24 protein-coding genes are annotated in these 25,845 nt (G+C 36.9%); 13 read left to right on the top strand and 11 right to left on the bottom strand.

All coding sequences use genetic code 11. The features are described 5' to 3' along the window. Positions 1-118: 118 nt before the first annotated feature. The 3 genes from ACUN24_RS17490 to ribD are packed head-to-tail and all read right to left on the bottom strand — an operon-like array spanning position 119 to position 2,641. A complete protein-coding gene (locus ACUN24_RS17490; RefSeq protein ID WP_445563669.1) occupies positions 119-733 on the bottom strand; it encodes an IMPACT family protein in 615 nt (204 codons plus the stop codon). Further along, positions 720-1,589, bottom strand: coding sequence for an EamA family transporter (locus ACUN24_RS17485; protein ID WP_445563668.1), 870 nt, complete (start codon positions 1,587-1,589; stop codon positions 720-722). The genes ACUN24_RS17490 and ACUN24_RS17485 overlap by 14 nt, the downstream gene beginning before the upstream one ends. After that, on the bottom strand, positions 1,586-2,641 hold the full coding sequence (gene ribD, locus ACUN24_RS17480; protein ID WP_445563667.1) for a bifunctional diaminohydroxyphosphoribosylaminopyrimidine deaminase/5-amino-6-(5-phosphoribosylamino)uracil reductase RibD: 1,056 nt from the start codon (positions 2,639-2,641) through the stop codon (positions 1,586-1,588). Before ribD ends, ACUN24_RS17485 begins: the two co-directional genes overlap by 4 nt. A gap of 81 nt (positions 2,642-2,722) precedes the next feature. On the opposite strand from ribD, the gene prmC reads away from it, so the two are divergent. Beyond that, complete coding sequence (prmC, locus tag ACUN24_RS17475; protein ID WP_445563666.1) at positions 2,723-3,592, top strand: peptide chain release factor N(5)-glutamine methyltransferase; 870 nt, start codon at positions 2,723-2,725, stop codon at positions 3,590-3,592. 272 nt (positions 3,593-3,864) lie between these two features. Here prmC and ACUN24_RS17470 read toward each other — a convergent pair whose 3' ends face one another. Together ACUN24_RS17470 and xerD are read right to left on the bottom strand one after the other, a co-directional pair. Further along, positions 3,865-4,386: a hypothetical protein gene (locus tag ACUN24_RS17470; protein ID WP_445563665.1), complete on the bottom strand. Its 522-nt coding sequence runs from the start codon at positions 4,384-4,386 to the stop codon at positions 3,865-3,867. Between the two features lie 18 nt (positions 4,387-4,404). Next, complete coding sequence (gene xerD / locus ACUN24_RS17465; RefSeq protein WP_445563664.1) at positions 4,405-5,304, bottom strand: site-specific tyrosine recombinase XerD; 900 nt, start codon at positions 5,302-5,304, stop codon at positions 4,405-4,407. A gap of 49 nt (positions 5,305-5,353) precedes the next feature. Here xerD and aroQ point away from each other — a divergent pair, with 49 nt between their 5' ends. Together aroQ and ACUN24_RS17455 are read left to right on the top strand one after the other, a co-directional pair. Beyond that, complete coding sequence (gene aroQ / locus ACUN24_RS17460; protein WP_025144771.1) at positions 5,354-5,770, top strand: type II 3-dehydroquinate dehydratase; 417 nt, start codon at positions 5,354-5,356, stop codon at positions 5,768-5,770. A gap of 11 nt (positions 5,771-5,781) precedes the next feature. After that, positions 5,782-6,498, top strand: coding sequence for a TlpA family protein disulfide reductase (locus ACUN24_RS17455; RefSeq protein ID WP_445563663.1), 717 nt, complete (start codon positions 5,782-5,784; stop codon positions 6,496-6,498). A gap of 223 nt (positions 6,499-6,721) precedes the next feature. Here ACUN24_RS17455 and ACUN24_RS17450 read toward each other — a convergent pair whose 3' ends face one another. Together ACUN24_RS17450 and ACUN24_RS17445 are read right to left on the bottom strand one after the other, a co-directional pair. Next, positions 6,722-7,735 carry a glycosyltransferase family 2 protein gene (locus ACUN24_RS17450; RefSeq protein WP_445563662.1) on the bottom strand — a complete coding sequence of 338 codons (1,014 nt, stop codon included), beginning with the start codon at positions 7,733-7,735 and terminating at the stop codon, positions 6,722-6,724. Positions 7,736-7,740: 5 nt separating this feature from the next. After that, positions 7,741-8,613 carry a lysophospholipid acyltransferase family protein gene (locus ACUN24_RS17445; protein WP_445563661.1) on the bottom strand — a complete coding sequence of 291 codons (873 nt, stop codon included), beginning with the start codon at positions 8,611-8,613 and terminating at the stop codon, positions 7,741-7,743. Between the two features lie 39 nt (positions 8,614-8,652). Between ACUN24_RS17445 and ACUN24_RS17440 the strand changes: the two genes are divergently transcribed. From ACUN24_RS17440 to bioB, 6 genes are all read left to right on the top strand, one after another. Further along, entirely contained in the window at positions 8,653-9,264 is a 612-nt protein-coding gene (locus tag ACUN24_RS17440; RefSeq protein WP_315424393.1) for a WbqC family protein, read from the top strand. A gap of 3 nt (positions 9,265-9,267) precedes the next feature. Next, positions 9,268-10,389: a magnesium/cobalt transporter CorA gene (gene corA, locus ACUN24_RS17435; protein ID WP_445563660.1), complete on the top strand. Its 1,122-nt coding sequence runs from the start codon at positions 9,268-9,270 to the stop codon at positions 10,387-10,389. Positions 10,390-10,440: 51 nt separating this feature from the next. Continuing rightward, positions 10,441-10,683, top strand: coding sequence for a type II toxin-antitoxin system ParD family antitoxin (locus ACUN24_RS17430; protein WP_193420728.1), 243 nt, complete (start codon positions 10,441-10,443; stop codon positions 10,681-10,683). Beyond that, positions 10,683-10,979: a type II toxin-antitoxin system RelE/ParE family toxin gene (locus ACUN24_RS17425; RefSeq protein ID WP_445563659.1), complete on the top strand. Its 297-nt coding sequence runs from the start codon at positions 10,683-10,685 to the stop codon at positions 10,977-10,979. Before ACUN24_RS17430 ends, ACUN24_RS17425 begins: the two co-directional genes overlap by 1 nt. A 50-nt stretch (positions 10,980-11,029) precedes the next feature. After that, positions 11,030-12,379: a magnesium transporter gene (gene mgtE / locus ACUN24_RS17420; protein WP_445563658.1), complete on the top strand. Its 1,350-nt coding sequence runs from the start codon at positions 11,030-11,032 to the stop codon at positions 12,377-12,379. Positions 12,380-12,488: 109 nt separating this feature from the next. Then, a complete protein-coding gene (bioB, locus tag ACUN24_RS17415) occupies positions 12,489-13,490 on the top strand; it encodes a biotin synthase BioB (protein WP_445563657.1) in 1,002 nt (333 codons plus the stop codon). 88 nt (positions 13,491-13,578) lie between these two features. Here bioB and ACUN24_RS17410 read toward each other — a convergent pair whose 3' ends face one another. Both ACUN24_RS17410 and ACUN24_RS17405 read right to left on the bottom strand, forming a co-directional pair. Beyond that, positions 13,579-13,989, bottom strand: a complete 411-nt coding sequence (locus tag ACUN24_RS17410) for an organic hydroperoxide resistance protein (protein ID WP_132397738.1) — start codon at positions 13,987-13,989, stop codon at positions 13,579-13,581. Between the two features lie 219 nt (positions 13,990-14,208). Next, positions 14,209-16,368, bottom strand: coding sequence for an FUSC family membrane protein (locus tag ACUN24_RS17405; protein WP_445563656.1), 2,160 nt, complete (start codon positions 16,366-16,368; stop codon positions 14,209-14,211). 755 nt (positions 16,369-17,123) lie between these two features. Between ACUN24_RS17405 and ACUN24_RS17400 the strand changes: the two genes are divergently transcribed. Continuing rightward, positions 17,124-18,476, top strand: a complete 1,353-nt coding sequence (locus ACUN24_RS17400; protein ID WP_445563655.1) for a PhoH family protein — start codon at positions 17,124-17,126, stop codon at positions 18,474-18,476. A gap of 100 nt (positions 18,477-18,576) precedes the next feature. Then, on the top strand, positions 18,577-19,296 hold the full coding sequence (locus ACUN24_RS17395) for a hypothetical protein (protein WP_445563654.1): 720 nt from the start codon (positions 18,577-18,579) through the stop codon (positions 19,294-19,296). A 1,101-nt stretch (positions 19,297-20,397) separates the two neighbouring features. Here the strand turns inward: ACUN24_RS17395 and ACUN24_RS17390 are convergent. After that, positions 20,398-20,637, bottom strand: coding sequence for a hypothetical protein (locus tag ACUN24_RS17390; protein WP_445563653.1), 240 nt, complete (start codon positions 20,635-20,637; stop codon positions 20,398-20,400). After that, positions 20,625-21,608 (bottom strand): TCR/Tet family MFS transporter, encoded by a 984-nt coding sequence (locus tag ACUN24_RS17385; RefSeq protein ID WP_445563652.1) that lies wholly within the window; start codon positions 21,606-21,608, stop codon positions 20,625-20,627. Before ACUN24_RS17385 ends, ACUN24_RS17390 begins: the two co-directional genes overlap by 13 nt. Before the next feature lie 444 nt (positions 21,609-22,052). On the opposite strand from ACUN24_RS17385, the gene gyrA reads away from it, so the two are divergent. Both gyrA and ACUN24_RS17375 read left to right on the top strand, forming a co-directional pair. Further along, positions 22,053-24,647: a DNA gyrase subunit A gene (gene gyrA, locus ACUN24_RS17380; RefSeq protein ID WP_445563651.1), complete on the top strand. Its 2,595-nt coding sequence runs from the start codon at positions 22,053-22,055 to the stop codon at positions 24,645-24,647. Positions 24,648-24,672: 25 nt separating this feature from the next. Further along, positions 24,673-25,761 (top strand): tetratricopeptide repeat protein, encoded by a 1,089-nt coding sequence (locus ACUN24_RS17375; protein WP_445563650.1) that lies wholly within the window; start codon positions 24,673-24,675, stop codon positions 25,759-25,761. The last annotated feature ends 84 nt before the right edge of the window (positions 25,762-25,845 follow it).

The following is a 25,845-nucleotide window of genomic DNA, read 5'->3' as shown; positions in this document are numbered from 1 at the left end:
AAACAGATTTATCTGTGTTGATCCTTTTTATCTGTGGTTACTAATTGATCTAATCCTTTATAATTTTTTTTGTTCCTGCAGATTTTGCTGATCAACGCAGAACTAATATCTGTGGTTATTAAATTGTGTGGAGATATTTTAGTTTAACACCTTCAATTTTATCAAATTTACTCAAAACCTGATTGAGTTGCGCCTTTCTTACCTCAAATTTTAAGATACAATTGGTATCAAACTGTTGTGCTAAAATCTGTAAATTTTCCTCTTTGCTCAATTTCATTACATCATTCATCTGTAGGTATTCGAAATGAACTTCATACACATCATTAACCGTTTTCGCAATAATGTTTGAAGCTTTAATCGCTTCTATACTAGCGTTTTTGTAGGCGTTAATTAAACCTGGGACTCCGAGTAAGGTGCCACCAAAATACCTTACGACTACAATTAATATATTGGTAATATCTTCTGATAATAAACAATTGAGGATTGGCCTGCCTGCGGTGCCAGAAGGTTCGCCATCATCATTTACCCTAAAAACAGACCGATTCGGCGTTAAACGGTATGCATAACAGAAATGATTGGCCTTTGCATTTGCAGCCCGCAGGTTCATAATGATTGGCTTTACTTCTTCTTCACTACGGATTGGGTAGGCATGAGCAATAAATTTGCTGCCTTTATCACGAAATATGCCTTCTGAGGCACTTTCGATGGTTTTATAGGAATCATCGAACAGCATTCTGCGATAGGGTTATAAAGATAACAGCAGCGATAGCTAAAACTATCCCCACATAATTCAGCTTACTCAATTTTTCTTTAAAAGCAATTATACCAATTAATGTTCCGACAATGATAACGCCTAAATTCATGGCTGCAAAAACTGTTGAGGGATTCTCTGCCAGTGCTTTGTGTGCTTTCATGTAAAAAAGAATGTTCCCGAAGTTAAAAAAGCCCAGAATCAGTCCACAAACAACATTAACCAATTGTAATTTTATTTTTCCCGAAATCACCATAGTGATCACAATGAGCAGCGATACGATGAATGAAAGGCAAAAAACAGCGAAAAGTGAGGTTGTATAAGGTAATTCTTTGTATAAGGCAATCTGTTTAAAAAGGACATCGATTACGCCAAAGCCCACAAAAACCATAATGGGATAGAGGAGGCTTTCCTTCCCGGCTTCCTGATAATCAGACTTCCGAAGAAAGGTTAAGAAAATAGCCACAAATCCTATCGCAAGGCCAATAATTTTTAAGTTGTTAAAATCCTCTTTAAAGACGAAATAAGCCGCTAGTATCGGAATAAATAGCGATAAACGTTGGGCTATGTCGGTTTTAACGATGCCAAGGTTCTTTACTGATGCAGCAAGGAATAAAAATATCGACGGCAATAAAATAGCCAGCGCAATATAAATAGGCCATGGTGCGGTAGAATTAATCAGTTTAACATCAGGCTTAAAAAAAAGAAAACATAAACTTAATGCAACCAGATAATTAATTGTAACGACCTGAATGATACTGATCTGGTACCTCTTGGCTAACTTTAATAATATTGCTACCGTAACGCTACAGCAAATGCTTAAAATAATGTAGATCATTTATTTATGTCGTTTATATAGATAGCGAGTTTATCGTTTCCAACTTCGATCTGTTCTTTCAAATTTCCGTTTATGTTAGGCGAAGGAACACCGTCCGTCCAGCTGCTTGATGAGGTGAAGATACGTGCTTCATCCCAAAGGTTAGTGGATAAAAACTGAGTTAGGATATTTGCGCCACCCTCAATAATTACCGATTGTATGTCCATTAAATAAAGCTGAAACGCAATCTTTTGTGCCAGGTAAAAATGCATGTCTTCCATTTGGATATAATGGATATTGTCGACCACATCAGTTTTAATTTCGTTAAATATGATGGTTTTGGCTTCTGCATTGAAAATGTGATTGGATAACGGCACCTGAAGGTTTTTATCGATTACCAAACGAATGGGGCTTTTACCCGGCCATTCTCGTGACGTTAACTGCGGATTGTCCATAATAGCAGTTTGTTTGCCGATCAAAATGGCATCTTCTTCAGTACGCCACTGGTGTGCCAATCGTTTGGCTAGAGCACCGCTGATCCACTTTTGGTGGCCATCTTTAGTTGCAAAATAACCATTGGCCGTTTCAGCCCATTTTAAAATGATATAAGGCCTTTGCTGTTGTATCCTGGTAAAAAATCTTCTATTAAGGTAACGGCATTCATCATCTAAAACTCCACTTAATACTTCAATTCCGGCATTTTTAAGTTTTTCGATTCCTTTGCCATCAACGCTTGAAAAAGGATCCCTATTACCTATAACCACTTTTTTGATTTGGTGTTTCACAAAAAGATCGGCGCAGGGAGGGGTTTTACCGAAATGTGCACAGGGCTCAAGACTCACGTAAGCTGTTGCCTGTTTTAACATGACTTCAGCCTCATCTCCATATTGATCAAATGCAGCTTTAACCGCATTGGGCTCTGCATGTGCTTCTCCGTATTGTTGATGATAACCTTCGCCAATGATTTTATCGTTTAAAACGATAACACAGCCTACCATTGGATTTGGGCTTACATTTCCAATACCTAAAATAGCTAAATCCAAACAGCGTTTAATATAGAATTCATCGCTCATTAGCGCAAAAGTAGTAAAAAAAGAGTCATGGGTTTATCAAAACAGATTTGTTATCATCTCAAATAAGTAATTTTGCTGTTCATGAACATTGGAGCACTCGAAGAGCATTATAAATTGGAACTTGCCCCCTTATACGAAAGCGATGAGGCGAAAACATTATTTAGCCTGGCTGCTGAGCAGGTTTTAGCCATGTCTTCCAGTAGGTTAATGATGCAGAAAGATGCAGCTATCAGTTTTATCAACATGCAAAAACTATTGAGCATCCTTAACGACCTGCAGATCGGAAAACCAATTCAGCATATTTTAGAGGAAGCCCATTTTTATGGTTTGGTTTTTAAAGTAAACGAAAATGTATTGATACCAAGACCTGAAACAGAGGAATTGGTAGAATGGATCATTTCAGTTTGCAGCACACAGTCCTCAGTTAACAGTTTTGAGTCACCGAAAAAGTTAAGTATACTTGATATTGGAACTGGATCTGGTTGTATACCAATAACCCTTAAAAAACACTTACCAAACACTCAGGTAACCACATTGGATGTATCTGCTGATGCTATCGAAGTTGCAAAACAGAATGCCAGGCAAATTGGTGTTGAAATCAATTTTATTACAGCAGATATTTTAACATTTCAATCTGAAGAAAAATTTGATGTCATTATAAGTAACCCACCTTACATCAGGGATTTAGAAAAAATTGAAATGCATAACAATGTACTCATGCACGAGCCTCATTTGGCCTTGTTTGTAAGCGACGAAAATCCCTTAATTTTTTATAGAGCCATCGCTGATTTTGCAAAAACCAATTTAAAACCTAATGGACAACTTTTCTTTGAAATTAATGAATACCTAGGTAAAGAAACAGTAGAAATGTTATCTGGTAAAGGGTTTAATAATATTGAGTTAAGAAAGGATATGCAGGGAAAGGATAGGATGGTGAAAGCAGGGGTTTGATGGAAGAGGTGTAATGGAAAATGGATGATGGAATCGAAGCCAATAATCAATTTTCAATGATCAATTTCTACCACTATAGGACTTATCGATGAATGCTTAATATCCTTAACTTCTTAATGGTGAGGAAAATATTACTACGTTAGGAGTCAGATGTCAGACGCCTGGAAATATAGAGCAGGAAAAAACTATTTCGGCCAAACTTTGTGTCTTTGTGGTTAAAAATAATTTACGGATGCACTAAAAATTAGCCGTTTTGGGTAAGGATATGATGATTAAACTTTCTTAAAACTCAGCTTTGAATTAGTTAATTCAATGATATCATTAAATTGTGACTCGCTTGTTTCAGATTTGTGCAGCATGAGAAATATTCGTTTGTCAATCAACAATATAAAGAAATCATTGATAACTGAATAATTTGAGAAGGCTCCCCAATTAAAATGAAATCTTTTTTCATTATCAGAATAACTAAACTCATCATCAGTAAATTCGTAAGTATAAATGAAATTCTGTTTCTCATGTTTCTCACTCAGGACATCCATTTCTCTAAAAAAAAGTGTTCGTACATTTATAATTCTTAAGATATAATTAAAAGTCAATATGAAAAGTATCACTCCAACTACTCCATAAAAAGATGAGGATGGTCCTTTGTTTGTGATAATTAAAATTATTAATCCTATTGTTAGCATAATATAAATGAGCAATTTTATATAACTCTGCTTATATTCTAATCTAAATTTGAGTTTGTTACTTTTAATAAACATGTGTTTATCAAATGGAACGGTAATATTAATCATGTTTTAATTTGTTTATAATTAAGATCTCGGATGAAACTGCGTAATTACCTCTCTTAAGTAATCTCTATCAATGTGTGTATAAATTTCTGTGGTGGTAATGCTCGAATGCCCCAGCATCTCCTGAACCGCACGCAAATCAGCACCACCTTCAATTAAATGTGTCGCAAATGAATGCCTTAAAGTATGTGGACTGATCGTTTTCTTTAATCCTGTGGCAACGGCGAGACTTTTAATCAGGTTAAAAATAGAAATACGAGAAAGCTTAGCGCCAGAACGGTTTAAAAAGATAAAATCTTCATGCCCTTTCTTAATATTTGCATGTACCCGAACTTCGTTAATGTAAATGTCGAGTAGTTTTAGCGCGACGCTTCCGATGGGTACCAAACGCTCTTTATTTCCTTTTCCAATTACTTTGATAAATTCGATCTGTGGAAAAAGACTGGAGATTCTAAGTTCTGTTAGTTCAGTAACACGTAAGCCACAGCCGTATAATACTTCCATAATGGCCTTGTTCCGCATGCCTTCGGGTTTTGAAGCATCTATTGCAGCGATCAGCTCATTAATTTCGTGGATATTAAGCGTGTCGGGTAATTTTCGGCTTAATTTGGGCGCTTCTAATAATGCAGTAGGATCATTGCTGATCACATCTTCTAGCGTTAAGTACGAGAAAAAAGCTTTCAGTCCCGATATAACCCTTGCCTGCGTACTTGCAAGCATGCCTAGCTCATTTAGCCATGAAATAAAGGCTTTTAGGTCGATTATGGTAATGTTGGTTAATTTGGGTTCTTCATTTAAAGATTGGAAATACTGGATCAACTTATCAATATCATTGAGGTAAGCTGCTATAGAATTGCCAGATAGCGACCGCTCTAACTTCAGGTACGACTTAAATCCTTTAATATATGATGACCAAAGCATGCTTTTATTTGATATTTTTTATAACATTGCAACGTTACAACATTATATTATGAAAATACAAATTATTAATGGCCCAAACTTAAATCTATTGGGCGTTCGTGAGCCATCTATCTACGGAAATACCAGCATTGAAGATTACATTAAAGAATTAAAATCAGTTTATCCGGAGATCGAAATTGAATACTACCAAAGTAATGTGGAAGGTGAAATTATTAATAAATTGCATGAAGTAGGTTTCAGTTATGATGGGGTAGTGCTTAATGCTGGTGGTTATACGCATACTTCTGTAGCCATTGCAGATGCTATAGCTGCTATTAAAACGCCAGTTGTTGAGGTACATATTTCAAATATATATGCCCGGGAAGAATACCGCCATGTTTCGTTGACTGGGAAAAACTGTCAGGGTGTTTTAACCGGGTTTGGAATGAAAGGTTACCGTCTGGCGATCGAAAGTTTGTTGGTTTAAATTATCTTAAAATGTTCAAAAATCTAATCTTTATCGCTCTTTTATTTACTGCTCTTTTTGGTTATGCGCAAGAAAATCCCATCAAGAAAAATGTATTGAACGAACAATCGGTTGTAAGGGGAGAAGACGGTCTGGTGTATCCGTTTAATGCCTGGAAAAAATTGATGCAAACGGGTAAATATGGCATTAAAAACCGGAAGACTGTTACCGAGAGCGGTCAGCCAGAATATTTGATTTATGAGTTATCGGCTGAGCAGAAATCGGCTTATATGGATAAGATCCCAAAACCAAGAGCTAGCGATTCTTTTAGGGAAGGCGATTTGTTTAATGGCTTAAAAATTACCGATATGAATGGTAATAAATACGATTTAAGAGATAGTACAGGAAAAATTTTCGTGCTTAATTTCTGGTTTATCAATTGTCCTCCATGTAAAAGAGAAATTCCACAGTTAAATGAACTGGTAGCTAAATATAAAGACAATAAAGATGTGGTTTTCCTGGCCATTGCTTTGGATGAAAAATATGATCTGAAAAGTTTTCTTAAATCGACCGCCTTTGATTATAACATTGTGGATGGTGGGAGTTATATAGCCAATAAATATGGTGTAAAAGGTTATCCAACCCATGTTGTGGTTGATAAAAAAGGTTATATCGCCTTTAGTACATTGGGTTTGGCTTCCAATACCATATACTGGGTAGAAAAATCAATCAATGAATCTTTGAAGTAGTTTGCCCTAATGGCCTGATTCGAGCAGTATATAAAGTAGTCAAGAAATCTTAAAAGGATCCTAATTTTTCCACAGGCTGTCTTATAAATATTTTCATCTTGATCTTGTTGAAGGACCTGTTTCAAATGTCTTACAAGGCGTTTCGATACTTCGTCAAGCTCAGTACAGGCTGAGCTCAACGTGACAAATTCAAGTGAGATACAGCCACATGATGATTATTGATCTATTTTAACTTCGAGAAATATTTAATTTTTTTGATAAAAAATGCCCAAACAATACTGTTATTGTACACCCCAGTATGTTTTGTGTATTCTTTTTGAACGGCTTTACGTTTTTTATTGGTTTTTGATAAAGATTTAAGAAAATGCCAATGGCCTTTGGTCACTGCCATGGTGAATTTAGGTTTTCCCGTTAGCAGAAAATGCCACCATGCAATAAAATCAATAAACATTCTGATAGTAATCCTGAAAATGGCATCACCTGCAGGAAGGTTTTTCTGCATGATGATGAGGTTATTCCTGAAATTGAGGTAAGTTTTAAATGGATTTTCTGTCTGTAAAGTTCCGCCACCAACATGGTACACTTCAGCATCCGGACAATACATAATTTTATAGTTCAGGTTTTTCAAGCGCCAGCAAAGATCTATTTCCTCCATGTGGGCGAAAAGATCGGCGTCCAATCCACCAGTCTCTATCCAGCATTTACTTTTGATAAAAAAGGCTGCCCCACTAGCCCAAAAAACCTCTTTTTGTTCGTTATATTGACCGTTATCAAACTCATAAACATTAAAAAGCCTTCCGCGGCAGAAAGGAAAGGCATAAATATCCAGGTAGCCTCCGGCAGCACCTGCATACTCAAACTGTTTCTTGTTTAACTGCCATTTAATTTTGGGCTGTGCTGCTGCAATCTGAGTATCACTTTCCATTAGGCTGATGATAGGTTTGATCCAGTTTGGAACAACTTCTACATCCGAATTGAGCAAAATAAAATAATCGGCTTCTACACGTTCTAAAACTTTATTGTAGCCTCCTGCAAATCCATAGTTCTGATCATTTTGGATAATTTTAACAGTTGGGAAGTTTTCTTGTAAAAATAAAACTGAATCATCTGTTGAGGCATTATCGCCCACAACAATTTGCAGGTTATCATATTCGGAAAGCAAAATTCCTGGTAAAAACTGCTTTAAATATGCTTTTCCATTCCAGTTTAAAATTACAACGGCTACTGATGGGTTCATTCTTTTTATTCGGGTTTAAATTTCCAGCGCTTATGGCTCCAGAGCCAGTATTGAGGCTGTTCTTTTATAATGTTCTCTAAAAATTTAAAGTGCAGGTCAGTAATCTCAAATTCTTTCATTTTTTCAGGTTCGAGGCACATGGGCAACACTTCTACATGGTAATAACCTTTTTTAACCACACTTACCTTAAAGTAATATATCGGTCTTTTGGTCGATTTTGCAATTTTTTCTACACCTAAAAGTGCAGCAGTAGGCTGATTTAAAAAATCTACAAAATATTTGGTTTCTTCTCTGGTAGGCGATTGATCGCTTGCAAAACACAAAAGTGTAGGCTCATTTTTATAGGCGGCCATGCCACGTAGCGTTTGTCGCATAGCAATGAAAACATTGCCATACTTGGTGCGCATGCGATCAAACCAGGTTTCGAAAATTTTATTTTTGATGGGTTTAAAAATAACCATGGTTTTGGCTGATATGCTCAACCCAAGCGCTAAGGTGCCTAATTCCCAGTTGCCATAATGCCCGGTACAGGCCAATACACTTTCTCCTGCTTTAAAATGAACCTCCAATTGCTCCAAACCGGTAAACTTTACCCTTTTTAAGGTTTCTGCTTTAGAAATACTGGTCATTTTGATGATTTCAAAAATAAGTTCGGCCAGGTACAGGAAAAATTTTTTCTCTATAACCTTTATTTCAGCAGCAGATTTTTCGGGAAAAGATTGGGTTAAATTCTGTCTGACAACTTTTTTTCGATAGCCTATTACGTAATAAAGCAGATAATATAGTAATCTTGCAAAAAAAAACAGCAAAGGCAGGGGAAGCAGTGATAACAGGTATAAAAAAAATACGCCAATATGCGCAATCCCTCTTTTAATCATTATTTTTAAAACGTTTCAGCTACAAACATAAATTTTCAAATGCAGAATACAGCTATACTTCCATTATTTTATCTTCCGCCAGTAGGTTATTTTAGTTTATTGCAAAAGCTGGGAGAGGATTTTTTAATTGAAAAACATGAGCATTTAGCCAAGCAAACTTACCGTAACAGGGCCAGTATTTATTCGCCAAATGGCAAACTTGATATTACCGTTCCGGTGGTTAAAGGTGCTAAAACGCACACAAAAATGAAGGATGTACGGATCAGTTACGATTTTAACTGGCAGCGTTTGCATTGGTTGAGTTTAGAAAGTTGCTACCGGAGTTCTGCTTATTTCGAGTTTTATGAAGATGAACTCTCGCGTTTTTATACCAACAAATTTGAATTTTTGTTTGATTATAACTTCGAACTTTTAGAGTGGCTGAACAAAAAGCTAAAATTGAATAAGAGTTTTGGGGTAACGGGCGAATATTTTGATGATATTAAACCAGAATTGGATTTCCGTTCAGCCATGAACCCTAAAAAACAGGAAGATATTGTAAACAATAAGTCCTATTATCAGGTTTTTGAAGATAAACATCAATTTTTACCCAACTTAAGTATTGTTGATCTGTTATTTAACCAGGGGCCCCAAGCCCGGCTATATTTGTAATATATGGGAAAAAACAAGCCACGTAACCGTCATAAACACTATAAAGTTCCAACTCCGGGTACCAGTCCGGGTTTGTACGCCATTGACGAAGAGGCGTTAAAACCACACATTGTATTGCATACTTATAATGATAAAAGTTATAAAAAAACCGAACTGGAAAACATCAATAACATTGATAAACTAATCGAGAACAAAGATTTTTATTACTGGTTTGATATCAAAGGTTTGGCTGATCCCAATATATTTGAAACCCTCTACGATAAACTAGACATTAGCAGGCTCGTGCTTGAAGATATCACGAGCTCTTATCAGCGGCCTAAACTGGATGAATATGATAATGATAAGTATATTTTTTCGGTAAGCAGGCATTTATATTTAGGCGAGGATAATGTGCTCTGCAATGATCAGATTTCCTTTATTTTATCAGAACGGACACTGATTACCTTCCAGGAAACTTATGCAGATTGTTTTGAACCGGTAAGGAAACGTTTGGAAATAGGGAAGGGCAACATCCGCATTGGTGGCAGCAGCTACTTAATGTACGCCATTATGGATGTAATTGTAGATAATTATTTTAGCCTTTTAAATTTTTGGGGTGAAGAATTAGATGCAATTGAAGACCGCCTGTACGATCATCCTGATAAAAGGATCATGTACGATACACAGGCCATTAAAAGATCTTTAATCACCATTAGGAAAGTAACCTGGCCGGAAAGAGATAAATTGAATGATATTATCCGTACGGATAGTCCGTTGATATCCGACCTGACCAAAACCTATATGAAAGATGCTTACGATCACTGCATCCAGATTATTGATTTTATTGAATCTTTAAAAGAGATTGCATCTGCCAATATTGATATGAATTTATCGATCATCAGTAACCGGATGAACGAAATTATGAAGGTATTGACCATTATTTCGTCCATATTTATTCCATTAACCTTTATTGCAGGGATATATGGAATGAATTTCAGCAGGGAAGATCCGGCAACAGGAAAAATACTGAAAGATAACATGCCTGAATTATATGCAGAGCATGGCTATTTGTACACCTGGATTGTGATGGCAGTGATTGCAGTTTTGCAGGTGATTTATTTCTGGCGTAAGGGTTGGTTTAAATAAACTTTGTTAAATAATACCAATTATTGGTATATTTAATTAAATAATATAATTATGGGACGAAATACATCAATCCTGCTAGGCGATCATTTCGATAATTTTATCAACGAAAAAATTGCCTCTGGTAAATTTAATTCTGCAAGCGAGGTGATTAGAACAAGCTTAAGACTTTTAGAAGAAGAAGAAAAGCAGATCGAATTGTTGCGTGAAGCTTTAAAAGTTGGCGAGGAAGGTGGGTTTGTAAAAGATTTCGACCCCGTTAAACACTTGCAAGAGTTACACCGCAAGCATTTATAATGGTTACCTACCATATTAGTAAGCCTGCACAGATAGATCTTGAAGATATTTGGTCATATACATTTAAGAATTGGTATAAAGATCAGGCAGATAGATATTATAGTTTATTACTTAGTGAGTGTGAATATATATCAAATCATTTTGAACATGGAAAAGTAATGGATCATATATTAATGGGATACAGATGTTCGGCAGTTAAATCTCACCTAATATTCTATAAGCTGGGAAAGGATGGCTTAGTGGAAATAATCAGGATTTTACATCAAATGACTAACATTAAAAGTCACTTATTGTAAAAATCAATTTTTAATATTTGTAGCTTTAGGGCGTTTTGGTTAGGTTATAGATGCAGTCATTCGAGATAGATAAAAGCGACGTACTCAAGGTTAAAAATGCAATTTTAGCTGGTGATGAAACTTTAAAAGTAGTTTTAGAGGAATATCATGCCTCAGAAATTGCGATTTTATTCGAGCGTTTGGATAAATCCGAACAACGGCATATTATAAACCTCCTTCCAGCAGAGATCGCTTCTGAAATTATTTCGGAAATGGATGAAGAATCCCATCCGGAGGATTTACTCTTTGAGCTTCACCCCGATAAACGTACCGAAATTGTTGAGGAGCTTGATTATGATGATGCAACGGACATTATTTCGCAACTGGAAGACCACGAGCAGAAAGAAATTCTGGAAGATCTTACCGAAGATCATGCTTCAGAAATCAGGAACCTTTTAACTTACGACGAAAAAACCGCTGGTGGTTTGATGAACACAGAACTGATCTGTGTGAACATTAACCTTACCAAAAAAGATGCAATTGACGAGATTATCCGCCAGAGCGAAGAAATGGAGGAGTTTTATACCATATATGTGGTAGATGACGAGGAGATTTTTAAAGGCATTGTTTCGTTAAAAGATATTATCAAGGCAAAACATAATGCCAAAATAACTGAATTGGTTAAAATAGATGCGGTTTATGTACATCCTGATACCGACCAGGAAGAAGTAGCCAACCTCATTTCTCAATATAATTTAACCAGTATCCCGGTAATAGATGATCATCAGAAATTATTGGGAAGGGTAACTTTCGATGACGTGATCGATGTAATGGAGGCGGAAAGTACAGAAGATATCTTAAAAATTTCAGGGGTATCGGAAGATGAGGAATTAAGTGGTAACTGGGTAGAGGCGGTGAAATCGCGTTTGCCATGGTTAATCATCAACTTGGGCACGGCCTTCCTGGCATCATCAGTAGTTCGATATTTCGACCCAACCATTAAATTGATCCCTTCCTTAGCAGCTTATATGACCATTATTGCCGGGATGGGCGGAAATGCAGCCACCCAAGCGCTTGCTGTAACGGTGAGGCGTATTTCGCTATATGATTTAACAGATAAGCAAGCATATAGAACCGTTTTAAAAGAGTTTACCGTAGGCTTGATCAATGGGGCATCAAACGGAATAATTGTATTTATTTTTGCATTCTTTTTTGATGGGAACCCAATGCTCGGTTTGGTTATCTTCCTGGCTATGACGGGTAATTTGGTTATTGCGGGTATCACTGGTGCAGGTATTCCACTTATTTTAAAACGTGTAGGTATCGATCCTGCCATTGCATCATCTATAATTATTACTACTTTTACCGATGTTTTTGGCTTCCTGTTAATTTTAGGATTGGCCAGTAAACTTTTACTATAAGCAGGATATGCTTGATTTTAGGAGTTCGGTATCTTTATCCGAAAGACTGAATTGGCTGCCTGTTAATTAACTAAGACGAATAAAATTAAATCTGTAAAATCTGATCCACATGCAAACAACAAGACACGATTGGACAAAAGAAGAAATATACGACATTTATAACAGGCCATTTTTAGATCTGGTTTACGAAGCTGCAAGTATCCATAGAGAGAATAAAGATTACAATGAAGTTCAGGTAAGTTCATTAATCTCGATCAAAACCGGAGGTTGTGCCGAAGATTGTTCATATTGCCCACAAGCTGCCCGTTACCACACCGAGTTAGAAGTACAACCTTTAATGCAGGTTGGACAGGTAGTTAGCGCTGCTGTTAAAGCTAAAGAAGGTGGCGCATCACGTTTGTGCATGGGTGCTGCATGGCGCGAAGTGCGCGATAACCGTGATTTCGACCGCGTAATTGAAATGGTTAAAGCGGTTAATGATATGGATATGGAAGTTTGCTGTACCTTGGGTATGCTTACTGAAAACCAGGCGCAGCGATTAGCAGATGCCGGTTTGTATGCTTATAACCATAATATTGATACTTCGGAAGATGATTATAAACGTATTATTTCAACCAGAACTTACGACGACCGTTTAAATACTATCAAAAACGTACGTAAAGCGAAATTAACAGTTTGTAGCGGAGGTATTATCGGCTTAGGTGAAACGGTAGAAGACCGTGTTTCGATGTTGCAGACCTTATCCAACATGGAAAAACATCCTGAATCGGTCCCCGTTAATGCTTTGGTTCCGGTAAAAGGAACGCCATTAGAAAATCAACCGCGTGTTCCAATCTGGGATATGGTGAGGATGATTGCTACTGCACGGATCGTAATGCCAAATTCGGTAGTGCGCTTATCAGCTGGTAGAAATGAAATGAGTACGCTGGAACAGGCTTTCTGCTTTATGGCAGGTGCAAGTTCTATTTTTGCAGGCGATAAATTATTAACTACACCAAATCCTGCTTTTGTAGATGACATGGCCATGTTTGAATTGTTAGGCCTAAAGACCCGTGATGCCTTTAAAAATGGCAGACCTGCAAATATAAGGATTGAACAAGAAGCTGTTTAACTAGAAAATATAATCCAAAAAAAGTCCCGATTGCTCGGGACTTTTTTTTGTTTTCTGGGTCATCGGTAATTTCAAACCAAATGCTTTACTAGACTGCAGTTACCCTTACTTCAATATTTCCTTTAGTTGCTTTCGAATATGGACAGGCTCGATGTGCCTTATCAGCTAAAGCTTGTGCTTCCTCATGAGAAATCCCTGGAATATGCACATCCAGATCAGCAGAAAGTACAAAAGAGTTTCCGTCTTTATTAAAAGAAACTAATACTTTCACATTTGCTTCGCTAATATCAACACCTTCACGTTCCGCAACTGAGCCTAATGCTCCCAAATAACAAGGTCCCCAAGCTGCTGCAAATAATTCTTCCGGGTTTGTAGCACCTCCTTGCCCTCCAAGTTCTTTTGGTTTTCTTAGCTCTAAATCTAAAATTCCATCACTTGATTTAATGTGTCCGTCTCTTCCTCCAGTAGCTGTAACTTCAGCTGTATATAGCTTTTCCATAATAATTTCTTAATTGATTAAGTTTAACAAATTATACCTGTCTTTGTTTTTAGTAGCCGCAAAGATTGCCTAATCATACCGCCGAGGGATGTATTAAAATTTAAATGTAAGCCGATTCGGGCGGCTATCAGGAATGTTAGTAAGATCTTAATAATTTGTTTTGCAGCTTTCCATTTTAGCAGGTGCCTGGGTGACCACTTAGCGAGAAGTTCTTTTTAACTAAAGTTTTATTTTTACCGATAGTTTGTAGATGTCGTAAGCAACCTTCTGGATCAGATCGAATTGCTCCGGAATTAAATCTTCACCTTTTTTTACCCCCAAACCATTTTCGTTTAACCTGATTAATGGTACATTATCAATGGTATCGGCACCTTTTTCCAGATTATCTATAGATGTATCCAATAAATAATTGGTGTTATTGGCAAGAGGTTTTAGGTTATCGAAACTCTCGAAGATAAATTGATGCTCCTTATTGTAGAGCGAAAGTGTGGCAACATAAGAAGACAATAAATGACTTAATGCTGTAAACTGATGCACCTCTTTTATAAACAATTGTTTGCTTTTGGGTTCAGAAAACATTCTTTGAAAAAGGGAAGCCAAATTTGCGGTACTTACATACACTTCTTTCCGTGCCAGTTTATATTCCGTTCTGTTATAATTTTTCTCAAAATACAACTTAATTACCTGTTCATAATAAGCCTTATTTGCTTTTAAGATGTTGATCATTGCCTCTTTGAGCTTTTCATACTCCCAGGTTGGAAATAAAGAATAACTGGCCAATAACGCAATACCAGAGCCTATAAAAGTATCATAAATCCGTTCACGAGCCAGTGCTATCGATCCCATACCCAGGAAATCAAAGAGGATTAAGATATAGGGTGTCATAAAGAGAACACTCACTACATAATTTTTCCTTTGGAAACTATAACAGCCAATCATGCAGATTAACAGGATCACGAATAAAGTATTCCGATCGTGGATGTAAGTTATTACCGCCATGCCAATAAAAGCCCCAATGGTGGTGCCGATTAAACGTTGATAGTTACGTTCTTTTGTTAAGCTAAAACCCGGTTTAGAAATTACCAGAATGGTAAGCAGAATCCAGTAGCTATGCGAGAAATCAAGAATTTGAGCTACTATAAAACCCAAAAGCATCACTACAGTAACCCGTAGCGAATGCCTGAAAGTAGAAGAAGTATAGGTTAGATTCTCTGTAAACAGTTTAAAATCGAATTTTTGTCTGGTGATAAATTTCTCTGTATCTACATCAGCCTGCCGAATATCTTTACTGTTTCTGATTTTAAAATAGCTGAAAATAGTTTTAACCCTCGAAAGGATATTCTCAATGTTCACCTCAATATTTTTTAAGGCAATAATACCCAAAGTATTGTACTCCTGATTCTGATTGTTCTTTTCCAGATCGTTAATTTTGATCTTTAACCTTTCAATCTCAATTAATAAACGTTTGGAGACAACAGGTGTTCCACCACTTTTTAGTGCAAATGAAATATCATCAAGCGCATACGAAATCCGTTTAATGGCCATCTCGTAATCTGATAATATACCTGCTTTATCAAACTGATCATGCAACTGCTGGTAATTATAATAGGTAGACATTACCTGCTCGAACAGATCGACCATATCTACAAATACCAATAATAAAAATCTGCCCTCAGGAGTAGAATCTCTTACAATTTCGCGGGTTCTAAATAGTAATTCTCTTACGGCATCTTGTTTTTCATGAACAGAAACCTGAAGTTGTAACAAGTCTGAATAGGTTTTATCGTAATTATTGTTCTGATGATAAAACTTGGCCTTCTCCCTTAAAAAATCTGCAACTTCTAAAATAGAATCACTTAACGATTGCTGTACCAAACGGAAAGGGCGCAAGCGGTACACAAAATAACTTAAACCGGTATACCAAAGTCCACCGGCCAGAACCAAAACAGCATGCAGCAATACTTCTTGCCATGGGCGGACGTCATCAATGCTTAATACCATAATCAGTAAAACCGCGGTACCCACTGCTGCTGCCCTTAAGCCGTAGATGTAAAACATTGAAAATACAAAACTCGATACCGCCAGTAAAAAGCCAATAAAATAATGGTTCTTATTGGTTAACCCGGTTATGATGGAGAAGGTAAAAATGAGTGCAGTGGTAATCAGCATGGCATTTCTTCGGTGTACCATAGGCCCCGGACTATCAACTACGCTTACACACAAAGCTCCTAAAGATAAAGTCATGCCGTACTTTAACATGCCAAACTGGGCAAAAATTAAAGAGGGAAGCAGAACACCAATGGTAATTCGGAGACCGTCGGCAAAATATGTACTCAGTAAAAAGTCTTGTATATTTCTAATGGGTTGCCTAATCTGCATGTTACAAAAATAACATAATAGCGAAGTTTTTTGTTGTGATTAAAATTAAGTTTTTCTTGCTTTTTTTTTATTTTTAAGCAGAAAAATAGTAACTGTCTGATTGATAAATTGATAAGCAATGTTTATAAGTTCAATTGCTATCATTGTTAATAACCTTATAAGGTACTGTGATTTCGTGGTAAAAACAAAGATTTTTAAAAATTAAGCTGTTGATAACCAATATATTTAAGTTAATAACTTTGTTTATAAAAACCTTTATTTTTCTCTTGACAAAAGTGTGTTTTCCTACTAAATTAGATCATATCAAATACGAAGTACTTTGAATTCTGATAAAACAATCCAAAAGAGATAAGGAACCGAAAGGGGAATTGTTTCGGATAGTTTACAGGGAAAACGATTAATTTCAGAAAGGGTTAAACCGAGTAAGAATATACATGACCACCGCAAGGTTAGAGAATGAGAAAATCGAACAGGCCCAAACAGAGCTTATGGAAGACTACAAAGTTTACGGACAGAGGAGTTGGAAATAAATTTTCACGGATCGCAAAAGTTGCAAAACCTAACGATAACGGAAAAATCAAAGTAACAAGAATTAGATGCTTTAAAATGCGACTACGGTTGTTTTTAGAGTTAAAACGGGGAAATGAATCGAAAGAAGACTTCCCCGTTTTTATTTTGCCACTGATTTTGGATAATGGCCAAAAAAGAATAGCCAATTTTTCTGCTAATTATCCTTAAAATATTAAATTTACCAAATGGCCAAAAAAGGTAAATCGATCTCCCATCCATCAAAAAAAATATTCGTTTTAGATACCTCGGTTATTTTATACGATCACGATGCGATAAATAACTTCCATGAGCATGATGTAGCCATTCCCATCCAGGTTTTAGAAGAGCTGGATAATTTCAAAAGTGGTAATGACACCCGGAACTTCGAGGCCAGAAGTTTTATCCGTTTGATAGATGAAACTTCAAAACAAAAACTGATCAGCGACTGGATTTCGTTAAAAAGTCCCGGTTCCGGTAAATTTAGGGTAGTGCTGAACGAGAAACCTTTAATTGTAGATGCAGAGAACATTTATGGAAAAGGCAAAACAGACCATAAAATTTTAAATGCTGCATTAAGCTTAAAAGAGGAGCATCCTGATAAAAAAGTAATCCTGGTATCGAAAGATATCTGCCTGAGGTTAAAAGCAAAAGCCTTGGATTTAAATGCAGAAGATTACGAAACGGGTAAAATCAAAAATGTAGACGAGCTTTATGCGGGTAAAACAGAGCTGGTTGATTTTCCGATCGAAGTGATCGAAGAGGTAAAAAAACATGCTTTTATAGATGCAGTTGAATTGGGATTACCGCCAAAAAATGCCAATCACTTTTATATCCTTAAAAATAAAAGAAAAACAGCCAACGTATTTTACAATAATAGCTTAAAAACCATCTCGACCGTTTCTACTGATGCCATTTTTAAGATCAAACCAAAAAATATAGAGCAGGCATTTGCCATTCATGCCCTTTTAGATCCCGAAATCAGGCTGGTGAGTATTCAGGGTAATGCAGGAACCGGAAAAACCTTATTGGCGCTGGCCAGCGCTTTAGAACAGCGTAAAAATTTCAGACAAATTTATGTTACTCGGCCGATTGTCTCCCTGAGTAATAAGGACATTGGCTTTTTGCCAGGCGACGCAAAATCAAAAACAGATCCTTTTATGGCACCGATATGGGATAACCTGCGTTTTATTAAGGAACAGTTTATTGGCGATGATAAAATGTCAGAAAAAATTGATGAGCTGATTACGACCGAGAAAATAGCCATAGCCCCTTTGGCATTTATAAGAGGCAGAACCCTGACCAAAATCTTCTTCATCATTGATGAAGCACAGAATCTTACCCCTCATGAGGTTAAAACAATCATTTCAAGGGCAGGCGAGCATACTAAAATTGTTTTTACGGGCGATATTTACCAGATTGATACGCCATACCTCGATTCAGAAAGTAATGGCCTGTCTTATTTAATCGAAAACGCGAAAAATCATCCCCTTTATGCCCATATCACTTTGCAAAAAGGCGAAAGGAGTGAATTGGCCAATTTGGCAAATGCCTTACTTTAGTTTATTTCTGAATACAAAACTTATATTTCTTTACCACTAAAATTCTATTCTATTGGGCTCCATGTTCTCTTTGTTCTTCATCATTATTGCAATTCGGGTAATGAATAAATACCTGGATAAGGATTCTGGTAAATTAACTGTAATGGATAACCCAAATAACGGAACTAATAATATTGAGAATTTTAGTCCTCTGGTTTTTCATTTAGTTATCATTGCATTGATTTTAATTTCATGTTTTACACCAGGAATTTTAAATGCAGAAAGAATCAAAATCCTGATAGCTGATGGTGTTTTTCAGTTTGTAAGTACAATGCTGATTGTGATCATTGGATTGATAAACCCTTTTATATCTTTTTCACCTGAAACAAGATCAAAGCTCGAACAGAAAGCATCTGAAGCTGATTTTGAATGGATGAAATGGCTTTTAGCAAATAAGAACCGGCAGTTATTGAAAGCATTTTTTTGTATTGTTATAGTTGCTTATTTTATTTATAAAGGTTATCTGGTTATTCCAAACCTGAACCAAGGAGTGTTATCAGGAATTGCAATCTTTTTAATTTTGTTTTTTGTATTCGGAAATCTCATTCAACTCATTAAAGATCCGGTACTTTTTAAAAGAAAAACCCTGTTCAGGTTATCAATGCTTTATCGCTCATTTAAGCTTTCCTTTTTTATATCGGCAGTATCAATCCTGGTCATTTTTTTAGCTGCTACAATCCTTAAATTAGATATTGATAAGCTGGTAAATATCCAGGGGATTATTCTTTTGGTTTACAATGTGGTTATGGCTTATAACGAATACAGGGTATTGAATGCTTAGCTTAATGGTATTTTCTTAACGACCTAAGTGCTATAAACAACCCAATCAACGTTAACACGGCACTCAATATAAACGGTGCTGCAAGAAAGTAAACAGGTGTTTTGCCTTCTGCTAATTTAGCGAATGAACTGTAATAGTGATTTGTTTCCCGCAAATTCCCCAGAACAGGTGCGCAGATTTAAGAGGATTTTTATAAATGTAACGTGGAACTTTTAGCTGCCAAATCTGTATGATCTGCGTTTTTTATCTTCTCAAATCTGCGGGAACTCATTAATGATATTTCTTCAAACTCCTTAAACAAATAAACAACCCAATCAACGTTAACACGGCACTCAATATAAACGGTATTCATATTATGCTCCAAAAAGGGGAGTGCAGCAATTGGCTAATTTAGCGAATGACCTGTTTATAGTGATTTGTTTCCCGCAAATTCCCCAGAAAAGGTGCGCAGATTTAAGAGGATTTTTATAAATGTTAGTGTGGACCTTTTAGCTACCAAATCTGTATGATCTGCGTTTTTTATCTTCTCAAATCTGCGGGGAACTCATTAATGATATTTCTTCAAACTCCTTAAACAAATAAACAACCCAATTAACGTTAACATGGCACTCAATATAAACGGTATTCATATTATGCTCCAAAAAGGGGAGTGCAGCAATTGGCTAATTTAACGAATGAACTGTTTATAGTGATTTGTTTCCCGCAAATTCCCCAGAAAAGGTTCGCAGATTTAAGAGGATTTTTATAAATGTTAGTGTGGACCTTTTAGCTACCAAATCTGTATGATCTGCGTTTTTTATCTTCTCAAATCTGCGGGGAACTAATTAATGATATTTCTTCAAACTCCTTAAACAAATAAACAACCCAATTAACGTTAACATGGCACTCAATATAAACGGTATTCATATTATGCTCCAAAAAGGGGAGTGCAGCAATTGGCTAATTTAGCGAGTGAACTGTTTATAGTGATTTGTTTTCCGCAAATTCCGCAGAAAAGGTGCGCAGATTTAAGAGGATTTTTATAAATATTAGTGTGGAACTTTTAGCTGCCAAATCTGTATGATCTGCGTTTTTTATCTTCTCAAATCTGCGGGGAACTCATTAATGATATTTCTTCAAACTCCTTAAACAAATAAACAACCCAATTAACGTTAACACGGCACTCAATATAAACGGTGCCCCCGGAAAATAAACTGGTGCCTTACCTTCTATAAAATAAGCAAAAATATGTGTCATCGCCCAGGGCGCAAATATGGCTGCCAAACTTTGCAAACCTGTTAAAACACCCTGCATCTCGCCTTGTGCATTAGATGGAATCTGATTAGAGATTAAACCCTGCATTGCGGGCCACCGATTCCGGCCAAACCGTAAGGGAGCATAAAGGCAAACATCATCCAGCCTTTTGACGCAAAAGCAAAGGCTGTAAAGCCGATTACATATAAAATCAAGCCAAAGTAAACCGATTTCTTTTCTCCAATTTTTGGCAAGATTACCCTAATTAAACCTCCCTGTACAATTCCGATCACCAAGCCCACAAAACCCAATGAGTAACCCACCCATGCGGCATCCCAGTCGAATTTTTCCATGGTATAAAACGTCCAGTTCGATTGAACCGAGTGACTTGCGAAATACAATAAGAATAAAGTAATCATCAGCCCAATTAAGGCAGGGTATTTACCGATACTAACCAATGAGCCTATTGGGTTTGCCCTTTTCCATTCAAAAGCCCTGCGTTTTTCAACCGGTAATGACTCCGGTAATATAAAATAGCCATAAAGCCAGTTAATCAAAGACAAACCTGCAGCAATCATGAAAGGAACACGTGTACCAAAATGACTGAATGCACCACCTAAAACCGGACCTAAAATAAAACCTACACCAAAAGCAGCACCAACCAGACCGAAATTCTGCGCTCTTTTCTCAGGAGGCGAAACATCAGCAATATAGGCCTGGGCAGTGGTAAAACTTGCTCCGGTAATCCCAGCTATAATTCTTCCTACAAATAACCAAACAATTGAAGGGGCGAAAGCCAGAAATATATAATCGATACCCAACCCGAATAACGAACTCAGTAATACCGGCCGCCGACCGTAACGGTCGCTTAAAGCGCCAATAATCGGCGAAAAAATGAATTGTACTGATGCATAAGCAAGCGTAAGCCAGCCCCCATATTCTGCTGCCAACCCAAAACCGCCACCGGTAAAATCCTGTATAAGTTTAGGTAAAACCGGAATAATGATCCCAAAACCTGTAAAATCGATCAGGAGGGTTACCATAATAAAACTCATTGCAGATTTTTTCTCGTTTGCCATCTTATAAAAGGTTTAAAAGCAAAAGTATTAGAATTACCTAAGAATGTAAATTTTAGTTCTACAAACCTATCAGGTTTAGCCGAAATGTTTGATAAAGAACCCTCGTTTATAAACCTGATATAGCGAAAAGCCCACAGCGAGGTACGAGCGAGGACTTGCAGCGGTAGCAGGACTGCAAACCGCCACCTACACGGTACCCTACATTTCCAAAAAAAATATCAATCCAATCTGACAAACCCTGCAGTTTTCAAAAAGCTAAACAGGTCTAAATCAAAAACTCTTAAACTAGCCTTCAATAACTTAAAATTACATCGGGAGTGAAAAACCTATAACAAAGGTCAAAAATTTTCCACAATGCCTTAATTCGGCATAATTTTGTTAAATTCGCAAGGTTATAGTAATACCCTTTTTTAATATCGTTTTAAGTAGCGAGAATAATAATTTATGGCAGAAGATTTAGAAAATCAGCAGAACGACAAAATCATTCAAATTAACATAGAAGAGCAGATGAAATCGGCTTACATTGATTATTCAATGTCGGTTATCGTATCAAGGGCTTTGCCTGATGTACGCGATGGATTGAAACCAGTACACCGCCGTGTGCTCTACGGCATGTTGGGTTTAGGTGTAACTAGTGGAAAACCTTATAAAAAATCTGCCCGTATTGTGGGGGAGGTTTTAGGTAAGTATCACCCACACGGTGATGCATCGGTATATTTTACCATGGTTCGTATGGCTCAGGATTGGAGTTTACGTTATCCAATGGTAGATGGTCAGGGTAACTTTGGCCACATTGATGGTGACTCTCCGGCTGCAATGCGTTATACTGAGGCTCGTTTTAGCAAACTTGCCGAAGAAATGGTTGCCGATATCAATAAAGATACAGTAGATTTTCAATTAAACTTTGATGATACAGAGCAGGAGCCAACGGTTTTACCTGCAAAGATACCTAATCTTTTAGTTAATGGTTCTTCTGGTATTGCGGTAGGTATGGCCACCAACATGGCACCACACAACTTAACTGAAGCAATTGATGGTGTGATAAACTATATCGACAATAGAGATATTACGATAGAGGAATTGATGAAGTTTGTAAAAGCTCCGGATTTCCCTACAGGTGGCATTATTTATGGTTATACCGGTGTAAAAGAAGCATTCGAAACTGGCCGCGGACGTATTGTAATGCGTGCAAAAGCCGAAATCGAAAACATTAAAGACCGTGAGGTAATTATTGTTACCGAAATTCCGTACCAGGTAAATAAAGCACAAATGATTGAGCGTACTGCTGAATTGGTTGGCGAGAAAAAACTGGAAGGTATATCGAACATCAAAGATGAATCGAACAAAGATGGTATCCGCATCGTTTACGAAATCAAACGTGATGCAAATGCTTCTATCGTTTTAAACAACCTATATAAGTATACAGCTTTACAAACCTCTTTCAGTGTAAATAACATTGCATTGGTAAAAGGCCGTCCACAGATGTTGAATCTTAAAGATTTGATTGTTCACTTTGTGGATCACCGTCACGATGTAATTGTTCGCCGTACCAAATATGAATTGGCCGAGGCTGAAAAACGTGCACACATTTTAGAAGGTTATTTAATTGCTTTAGATCATTTAGATGAAGTAATTAAATTGATTCGTGCATCAGAAACGCCAGAGGAAGCCCGTTTAGGCTTAATGGAAAAATTCGGGCTGAGCGACCTTCAGGCACGAGCGATCCTGGATATGACATTGCGTCGTTTAACAGGACTAGAGCGTGATAAGATCAAAGAAGAATATGCTGAATTAATGAAAACCATCGAATACTTGAAATCTATTTTAGCAGATGAAGGTTTGCGTATGCAGATTATCAAGGATGAACTGGAAGAAGTGAAACAGAAATTTGGCGATGAACGCAGAACTACAATCGTTCACTCAGCCGAAGACATGAGTATGGAAGATTTCATCGACGATGAAGAAGTTGTGATCACCATTTCTCACGAAGGTTATGTTAAACGTACTCCTGCAAGCGAATTTAAAGCACAGGGAAGGGGTGGTAAAGGATCTAAAGGCAGTAACTCAAGGAATGAAGATTTTATTGAGCACATGCTGGTTGCCACCAACCACAATTACATGTTATTCTTTACCGAAGCCGGAAGGTGTTTCTGGTTGAGGGTGTACGAAATTCCGGAAGGTTCAAGAACCAGCAAAGGAAGAGCGATACAGAACATCATCAACATTCCGAAAGAAGAGAAAATTAAGGCGTATATCAAAGTTAAAAACCTTAAAGACCAGGAATATTTAGAGAACAATTTCATCATTATGTGTACTAAAAAAGGTACCATTAAGAAAACTTCTCTTGAAGCGTATTCACGTCCACGTGTAAATGGTATCAATGCCATTAACATTAACGAAGGCGATATCTTATTAGAAGCTTGTTTAACCAACGGAGAAAGCGAAATTGTAATGGCTTTACGCTCAGGAAGAGCCATCCGTTTCAATGAAAAAACCGTTCGTCCGATGGGTAGAACAGCTACTGGTGTACGTGGTGTGAGGCTTGCGCATGACCAGGATGAAGTTGTTGGCATGATTGCTGTAAACAATCCTGAAGTTACGGTGTTAGTAGTATCAGAAAAAGGTTACGGTAAACGTACCGATATTGAAGATTACCGTGTAACCAACCGAGGTGGTAAAGGTGTAAAAACAATAAACGTTACTGAAAAAACCGGGCAATTAGTTTCTATAAAAGACGTTACTGATAGCGAAGATTTGATGATCATTAACCGTTCAGGCATTGTAATCAGAATTCCGGTATCAGCATTAAGGGTAATGGGACGTGCCACACAAGGGGTTCGCTTAATATCGTTAAAAGGTGATGACGAGATTGCATCGGTTACTAAAATTGACCACGAGGAAGACGAAGAAGAAACAGTAGATTTAACAGATGTTGTAGTTACAGACGGTGAAGAAATAGAAGCTGATACTACTCCGGAAGCGGATGATACTGAAGAAGAAGAGGGCGAATCAGATAACGAAACGGAAAAAGAAAATTAACTAAATTAAGATTAGAATAAAAATTATGAAAAGAGTATTTCTAAGTATATTTCTAGCAGGTGCGGTAAGCGCTGCTTTTGCTCAGAAAAGTGAAGTAAACGCGGCAAAAAACGACTGGGGTTTATTCCAGCTAACCTCTTCGAGCGCCACAACTCCATTGGCAAAAAAACTTGAAGCGTTAGCTAAAGGCTTGGCCCATACTGATAAAGCCATTGCTGATGAAAAATCTAAAGTAATGCCTGAAGCATGGTCTTACCGTGCGCTATTTGCCTCTTCTGCAGCGATTTTAGATTCAACCAGTACTGCAAACGCTGATGCTAATCTTAAAATTGCACAGGAAGCTATTGCTGAAGCAAAAAAACTGGATACTAAAGGTGCTGAAAAGGATAACATCAGTTCAGCTGAAACGAATGTAAGCAATGCCGTTAGAAACGCTGGTGTAATCGCTTACAACAAAAAAGATTACAAAACAGCTTACGAGAAATTTGTTGCTGCAACGGTAATTAATCCACAAGATACTGCGATGTATTTAAATGCTGGTATTGCAGCAAGAAATATTGAAGACTATCCAGGTATGATTACTCAGTTTAAAAAAGTGATCTCTTTAAACTCACCACAATCTAAAGAATTATATTCTGAAATTATCAATGCTGTTTTAAGCAAGCAGAAAGATACTACAGCTGCTTTGGCCGTTATTAAAGAAGCTTCTGCTAAATTCCCTGAAAATACAGATTGGATTAAAACTGAAACCCAGATTTATATTGATAGGGGTGATGCAGCAAAATCGGAGCAAATGTTAGTTGCTTTAGCTGCAAAAGAGCCAAATAACCCTAGCTATCAGGTTTTATTAGGCAACATTTATTTCAGCCAGGCTTTAAAATTACAGGCCGACAGAAATAAAATAGATCCTAAAAAAGTAAAAGAATTTAACGAAGTAACCGGTAAAATGAATGCTTTGTTAGATAAATCGCTTCCTTTTTACAAAAAAGCTTTAGAAGTTGATGCCAAAAACCAAGGTGCATTAGAAACATTGAAAACGATCTATGCTTTCAGAAATGACACTAAAAATTACGAAGATGTCAAGAAACGTTTAGACGCATTGCCTAAACAATAATTCTGATACGATTTAAAAAAAGAGCCCTGAAATTTCGGGGCTCTTTTTTTTATGTTTATTTTTATGGTTTATTACGGTTTTATC

It is taken from the genome of Pedobacter sp. WC2501, from assembly GCF_052682415.1.
Note: the sequence above shows the minus strand (reverse complement) of the source record. Positions and strands in the feature narration are given on the sequence as shown.